Origin of the sequence: uncultured Lamprocystis sp. (assembly GCF_903933125.1) — a bacterium.
Taxonomy (GTDB): domain Bacteria; phylum Pseudomonadota; class Gammaproteobacteria; order Chromatiales; family Chromatiaceae; genus Thiodictyon.
This window is the reverse complement of record NZ_CAIZIZ010000147.1, coordinates 1-6,955: the sequence shown is the minus strand read 5'-3', so window position 1 is coordinate 6,955 and position 6,955 is coordinate 1. Positions and strand designations below refer to the sequence as shown.

At 66.9% G+C, this 6,955-nt stretch carries 3 protein-coding genes and 2 pseudogenes; 1 reads left to right on the top strand and 4 read right to left on the bottom strand.

Features of this window, described 5'->3' with window-relative positions; all coding sequences use genetic code 11:
* Positions 1-267: 267 nt before the first annotated feature.
* The 4 genes and pseudogenes from pglW to QZY03_RS07210 form a co-directional block, all read right to left on the bottom strand.
* Positions 268-4,470: a BREX system serine/threonine kinase PglW gene (gene pglW / locus QZY03_RS07225; protein ID WP_295579595.1), complete on the bottom strand. Its 4,203-nt coding sequence runs from the start codon at positions 4,468-4,470 to the stop codon at positions 268-270.
* 262 nt (positions 4,471-4,732) lie between these two features.
* On the bottom strand, positions 4,733-4,906 hold the full coding sequence (locus QZY03_RS07220; RefSeq protein ID WP_295579597.1) for an SUMF1/EgtB/PvdO family nonheme iron enzyme: 174 nt from the start codon (positions 4,904-4,906) through the stop codon (positions 4,733-4,735).
* 177 nt (positions 4,907-5,083) lie between these two features.
* Positions 5,084-5,518 (bottom strand): annotated as a pseudogene (locus QZY03_RS07215) (formylglycine-generating enzyme family protein); the annotation flags it as partial.
* A gap of 490 nt (positions 5,519-6,008) precedes the next feature.
* On the bottom strand, positions 6,009-6,404 hold the full coding sequence (locus QZY03_RS07210) for a trypco2 family protein (protein WP_295579593.1): 396 nt from the start codon (positions 6,402-6,404) through the stop codon (positions 6,009-6,011).
* Between the two features lie 450 nt (positions 6,405-6,854).
* Here QZY03_RS07210 and QZY03_RS07205 point away from each other — a divergent pair.
* A pseudogene (locus QZY03_RS07205) lies at positions 6,855-6,955 on the top strand (Uma2 family endonuclease); the annotation flags it as partial.

The window sequence follows — 6,955 nt, the reverse complement described above, 5'->3', positions numbered from 1 at the left end:
GCTATCAAGTGGTTACGGGGTCTCCAGGCATTTCGCCACCAGTGTCCGTTCCTCACCCCAACCTACCGGGCTTGGCGTCTTGGCGCCTTGGCGTGAGACATTCCGGGTCTGAGCCAAGCCGGTGCGGCGGCTGCACCCGCGTGGGCGCAATTCGCCACCAGTGTCAGGAACGAACCCCAACATCCCGGCCGCCGATCGTTGGGGTTCGTTCCTCACCCCAACCTACCGGGCTTGGCGCCTTGGCGTGCGCCATTGCCGGATAGAGGATCACGAGGCGTCCGCTACGACCGGCTGGAGCCAGGCGCTCGGAATGCGCGCGAACTCCCGGCTGCCGGCACCGCTCGGCACACTGACACCGTCGATGATGGCCGCGGTGGTGGCCAACTCGTTGGCAATCAGCAGCAATAGGGCCTGTGCCCGCGGGGCGTCCTGTAACTGTCGGCGCAGGTCACCGAGCCAACTGTCGACCAGACCATAGCGACCGATCAGTCCAGGGTCAGTCAGCAGAACCGGGCGGTCAACCGCCTTGATCTCCGCAGCCATCGCCGGTAGGACCCGGCGGACCAGCCCCTGCAAACGCGACCAGTCGACACTGCCGGGGTCGGCGGCATCGGCCTTCAGCACGACCTGCCAGTTGGGCGGGTTGGCCATGCCATCGCACAGACGATGCAGATGGCGCAGCAGGAGGTCGTCGAAACTGACGACCTGCAACGCGAAGGTCTCGGCGAGCTGCTGCTGCGCCCGCTGCCACAGCCGGGGGCGGACCGAGAGGGCCAGGAAACGCGCGGAGTCCAGCGCGTTGCGGACGCGCTGTTCGAACTGCTTGAGCTCGCGTGCGGGGGAGGACTCCCCCGCCGCGTGTTGGGTGTAGTGCACGCTGGTCCGGGTGGCGGCGCGGGTGGTGCTGCCGTCGCCCAGGGCGCCGGCCTGCGGCAGACAATAGGCGCCGCGCTTGCCGCCGTGCTCGGCCTGGGGATCCCAGACGAAGCCCAGCTCGAGCCGCCCCAGCAAGTCATCGAGTTGCCGCCGGCCGGGAAGCGGCAACGCCTCCGGATAGCGACCCTGGATGCGGTCCTGCACCTCGGCCACCGAGAGCCTGGGCGTGCCGAGCAAGGCACCCTGGGCCAGCTCGAGACTGCGCTCGGCGGGCATGCCCTTGGGGTAAAACTCCGCACGACTGGAGAGCGCGGCCCCCTGCGCGGCGGCGACGGCCAGACGCAGCAGTCGGTGGTTGCTGAGCCCGGCGAACGCGTCCGGGGCCGGGAGCGCGCGGATGCGCTCCAGGGCGCGCACCGGCGACAACAGGGGCTGCTGCTCGGCGCATTCGTCGGCGAGCTGGCCCAGGGCCTCGACGTAGTCCGCCAGCGCCTCACCCAGCCCCTGAGTGTCGTCGGCGATGAGGATGCGCTTGCCGCAGCGGCGCAGGATCCAGCGCGACTCCTGGCGGGCCAGCTCGGTCTCGACCGCGGCCCGCACCACGGCCTGCGCCCAGTGATCGCGGATCGGCGAGGGCCGTACCGAGCCGCGGCGCAGCAAGATGGCCTCCCCCAGCTCGACCGCGGTCATGACGCCGCCCTGCTCACCGAGGAACGTGGCGATATCCTGGCGTAAGCGGGTGATGAAGGTGTTCTTGCCCCACTGCGCCAGGACGCGCGCCTGGAGATCGCGTGCGGCGGTGGACTCCATGCCGATCTCGGCGCCGAGGGTGATGAGGGTGGGCCAATGGACGTTGTCCGCCGGCCGGGTGGTATCGGCGTCGAGACGGCCCAGGTATTCGGTGAGGAAGCTGTCCCTCGCCTGGTCGGCGGCCTTGGTCTGGGGCGGCCGGATGCTGCGCAGCAATTGGTCGACGCTGATGAGCAGGCCGTCGCTCTTGATCGGGGCGGGCGGGATCGCCTCGTTCCCGGCCCGGCTGGGTTCCGGGGGCGCAAGACGGGCCTGCAGGCGTGCGATCACCTCCGAGAGTTCGCGCCGGGTCTGGGTCCCGACCCCGGTCATGCGCACCAGCTCGTTGCGCGGCAGACGGATGAGGTCAGCGACGCTATTGATGTTGAGCCGGCTCAGGGTATCCAGCGCCTGGGCGGAGAGCGGGAGCAGGCCGATCTGGGTGTCGAGCCCGGCCTCGCCGATCGGACAGGATGGCGCCGCGTCGCCCTCGCCAGGGTGCAAGGTCGTCTCCCGCTTAGCCTGGTCGAAGTGCTGACGCCAGGCGCGGCGCATGTCCTCGGCATTGCCGAAGCGCACCTTGACGTCCCGGGCCAGCGCCGTGCGGAAAAAACCGGCCAGGCCATCACGCACGCTCGGGTCGAAGACGGCGGGGTCGATCTCCAGGGCGCCTTCGATCAGTGGCGGCAGCCCCTCCCCGTCCGCCCAGATCGGCAGCCGGCCGGTCGCCATCTCGTAGAGGGTCAGGCCGGCGGCGAAGCGCTCGGCGTAGTCGTCCCAGCGCCGCCGGCCCGGGTCGCGGATGAAGGGGTCCATGTAGGCCAGGGTGCCGGCGGTGAAATTCTCCGCGCTGAGGCTCGCCAGCGAGAAGTCGAAGAGCACCAGATGCAACTGGCGGCCCTGTTTCATCAGGCCGATGTTCTCCGGTTTGATGTCGCGGTGGGAGATGCCCTTCTCCTCCAGGTGGCAGAGGGCACTCAGGAGGTCGTCGCCGAAGCGCTCCAAGAGCTCGAGCGCAATGGGGCCCTGCTTGCGCAGGCGCTCGGCCAGCGTGCCCTCGGCGGCATAGTCGAGGAGCAGGCCGGTGTGACCAAGGACGTCGTGGGTCTCGTGGTAGGCGATGATGGCCTGATGCCGCAGCTTATTCAGGGTCTCGGCTTCCTGGCGCAGGCGCTGGTTGTGTTCGGGATTAGCGGCCAGTTTGAGCACGCGCTCCTGCCCGCACTGCATGACGACGAAGGCGACCGAGCTGGCCCCGCGCCCGAGGCGCTTGGTCACCAGAAGGCCGCCCTCGAAAGTGTCACCGGGGCGCGCCGCGGCAGGATCAGTGCGGCGCTCGCTGTCGGGACGGCTGAGCTCGTCCTCGACCAGGTTGAGATACTCGATGAATTCACCAACCGAACCGATGCGGCTGCCGGTGTCCGGGTGGGTGGCGTATTGGATGAGGTCCTGCAGCTCGCGGCCGGCGCCGTTCTGCGCATCGGTGATCTGCAGCCCCTTGCCGCGACTGAGTTTGTCCTGCAGTTCCAGATCGTTCGCGGCGGGCGGCTGGCCGGTGAAGAGCAGGTAGGCGATGGCGCCGAGCGAGAAGACGTCGAGATAGACGCTGTCGCTCGCCTGGGCGCCCAACGCATCGGTATGGCCTTCGAGCGCGAGATACGGGCCGGCCTCCTCCTGGAGGATGCAGCTCAGGTGGCTGAGTGCTGTCAGTGCGCGCGTTTCGCTCTCGAACGCGCGCCGCGCGGTGGCCCAGTTGGCGATCTTGACGGAGCGCCTGCCGTCAGCGTCGGTGCGCACGTAGATGCTCTGCGGGCTCAGCGCGCGGTGATAGAGCCGTTTGCCATGGGCAAAGCGCACGGCTTCCGCGATCTGGCGCAGCAGTGTCAACGCCTCCAGCGTCTCCAGCGGTTGGCCGGCGCCACGCCCGATCAGGAAGTGGTCGAGGCGCACGGCGGCGGGGTCGTGCTCATAGACCAGGGCCGGCCCCTGGTCGTGCTGTTGATAGTCGCGCGCCTGGAGGATGCCGGGATGTTCGATGCCTTCGAGCAGTCGAAACTCCAGCTTGGCGGCGCGGCGCAGGGTGGCGGCTTCCTGCTCGGACTTGCCGTGGGTGAGATAGATGCGAATGCGCCGCTGCACGCCCGTCTCGGCGTGGGTGGCAAGCCAGTCCTGGAAGTGATCCGCCTCATCCAGCAGCGCATCGAGCGCGTAGAGTCCAACGCGCCGCGCGCGCAGGGATTCTTTGATGCCGGCTTCTTCAAGGGCGCGCGCGACGACCTTGGAGAGCGGCCGGTCGAGCTGTCGATGCGTCCAACCGCTGTCGATGGAACAGAGCGCATCCATGACATTCTTGCGGGTACACACCTGCAGGCGCGTCGGCCCCAGCAGCTTGTTGACGACGTTTTCGGCGGACAGGAAGACCAGTGTCTCGATGAAGGGGATGCGCTCCTTCGCCTTCAGTGCCGAGCGCTGACTTTCGAGCAAGGACGTGAGCTTCTTGGCCTTACGATCGGCCAGCAAGCGCGGATTGTCGAAGACGCGACGGCGCCCCTCGTGGGTCCAGACCCAGGTGCCGGCGTCGCCGCTGATCTCGCCGGGGTGAGACTTGATCTCGATGAGGAAGAACCCCTTGGGGGTCAGGATGAGGTTGTCGACCTCGTTGATGGAACCGTCTTGCGCGATGAATTCAAAGTTAGCCCAGGCACGGTAGGGCTCATGGTCGGGTAGCTGGCCTTTAAGAAAGACCAATGCCTCACGCTCCCAGGCGAAATCCGATGGGGTGATCTGCTTCCAGAGCTTATCCATGAGTCACTGCGGCATCATTAGGGCTACGTTGACGATCTGACCGGGGCCGTGTTGGCAGGCCATCACTTCGGACGGGATTACCGGACGTAGGGCGGGTTTCAAACCCGCCCCTACACGAAAGTCTGTCAGGGTATCAGGTGCGAACGCTGTAACCGGTGCGCAGTCCCCGCGGCTGCGCACGCGGGGACTGCGCCGCGGTGCGGCATCGGAGCGGTGCCATGCCTCCCGGCGCGGACAAGGGTAAGAGGGTAAAAGTGCCAAGCTATACGGTCCTCGAAAGGCGGAAACCGAGGTAGTGGAAGCGGAAGGACGGCTCGAGCCTGTGGCGGAACGCCGAGCGGCAGTCGTCGGCGGAGTTGACCCAGGAGCCGCCGCGAAACACCCGGTAGGAGCCCGTCTCGGGCCCACTCGGATTCTCACTGGCGGACTGCTGCACGCCACTGGCGGCTGCTGGGTTTCCACTGGCATCCGCTACAGCATCTCCTGCACCGAACCCAAACGCCTTCGCAATGCGCCGCCAGCCACTCGCAGGCTGCTGGCCGCCACTCACCGCCTGCTCGGCGCTGCTCGCGATTGCTTGGAGCGCGCCAGTGAGTTGCTCGTAATAGTCTGCCGCATACCAGTCCGCACACCACTCCCAGCAGTTGCCGTGCATATCGTACAACCCCCAGGCGTTAGCCCTTTTCTGCCCGACCGGATGGAGTCGGCCGCCCGCATTCTCACTGAACCAAGCATCGTCGCCCAGCCCGGCCGCGTCGTCGCCGCAGTACCAGCGGGTCGCGGTCCCGCCACGGCAGGCATATTCCCACTGCGCCTCGCTGGGCAGTGCGTAACGCTCGCCGGTTTGTTCGCTCAGCCATGCGCAGTAGGCGCCGGCGTCGTCCCAGGAGATACCGACCACAGGCAGGTCCAAGGCCTCGCGGCCAACACCGATCTTGGTGTAATAGTCGTTTTTGCCGGTCTCCAAGTGGTACTGACTGCCCTTTTCCAACCATTCCGGCCAGTGGCTGTCGGTCGCCTCGCAGAAGCGCAGGTAGTCGCGCCAGGTGACCGGGTGCGCCCCATGGCGGAGGCGGGGACGCGGACCGGATGGACCGGCCGCTCGTCGCTGCCGCCTTGTTCGTCGCCCATTTGGAAGGTCCCGCCGGGGAGATAGACCATCTCCGGGGCCGCGAGCGCTTGCGCGGCGCCGTCCTGGCCCGCGCTCTCCAGCAGATCGCGGAAGACCTCACAGGGCGCAAAGCGGCGCTTGGCGAGTGGACCCGACAGCCGCGGTGGTGCCGGGGTTTGCGCGCCGACCGGGGTAAGAGGGTAAGACTGCCAAGGGCCAGTCCTCGAAAGGCGGAAACCGAGGCCGTAGTAGCGCGTGGACGTAAAGGGTAGCGCAACGGGAGCAGGCTCGACCTCGCCGATGACGTCGGAGCTGGCGCGTAACGTCAGCGCCCAGGATTCAGGCTCCAATGCCAGCCCGATCTGAAGCTCAGATGCGTCCATCCCTCACCCCCGGCACGCTGCGCCAAGCGCACTGCGCGGGCGGTTCAAACCGGGTTGCCGGATCCACCGCGGGTCCCGCGGGCCAATGCCTTGGCGGCCGTCTGCGTCACCCGCTCCCGCTCGGCGTCACCGAGTTGGGCCAGGTATTGTTCCTTGCTCAGCAGGGGGGACAGTTTGATCGTGACCGTCTGTGTCAGTTGGCTGCCCAGCGTGGTCTTGGTGTCGACCCCGGCGTCGGCCCGCTGTCCGAGCACCGCCAGACTGATCCCGAGGCCGGCCTTGCCCCCCTCGGCTTTCTCTCGCCGGGCGACGACTTGGGCCACGATCTCCACCCCATCGATAAAGAATGCCGGGTTGTTTCCGGCACCCTTGGTCAGCAGATCGGTCTTGATCTGCTCGATCAGATCCGCCAACGAAATCAGCTCCAGTTGCTCGCTCATCGCTCATCCTCAAGGGACGCGGGAATGCCATCGGTACCGATGCCGCGAAACGGCGACAGTTCGTTATGATACGCGCAGCCGATGCGCGCGTGGAGCCCGTAGGATGCGGTGAGGAACGGACACTGGTGGCGAATTGCGCTCAAACGGGCGTATCCGCCGCACCGGCTGGGCTCAGATCCGAAATGTCTCACGCCAAGACGCCAAGGTGCTTCAAGGCGCTATCAAAACCGGAGGCGCTCGCGGGGAGACAGGGGTCAGCGCAGGATTGCGCTCTTCTTGGCGTGCTTGGCGTGCTTGGCGCCTTGGCGTGAGAGACGATCTTTCCAGACTCCGCGGTCGGGAGAATTCGCCGTCAATGTCGATTGTTCACCGCATCCTTAGGAGTCTGCTGCGTGACGGCCTTAGGTTACACTTGCGACTGACGCCAACCCCCAGAGGAGGACCGCGGCGATGAATCCCCTCGCGCATTTCGACCCCGATGACCCCTATCCGGAGAGCGACGGCGAGCCCATGGCGGAGAATACCGAGCAGTATGAGTGGCTGGTGAAGAT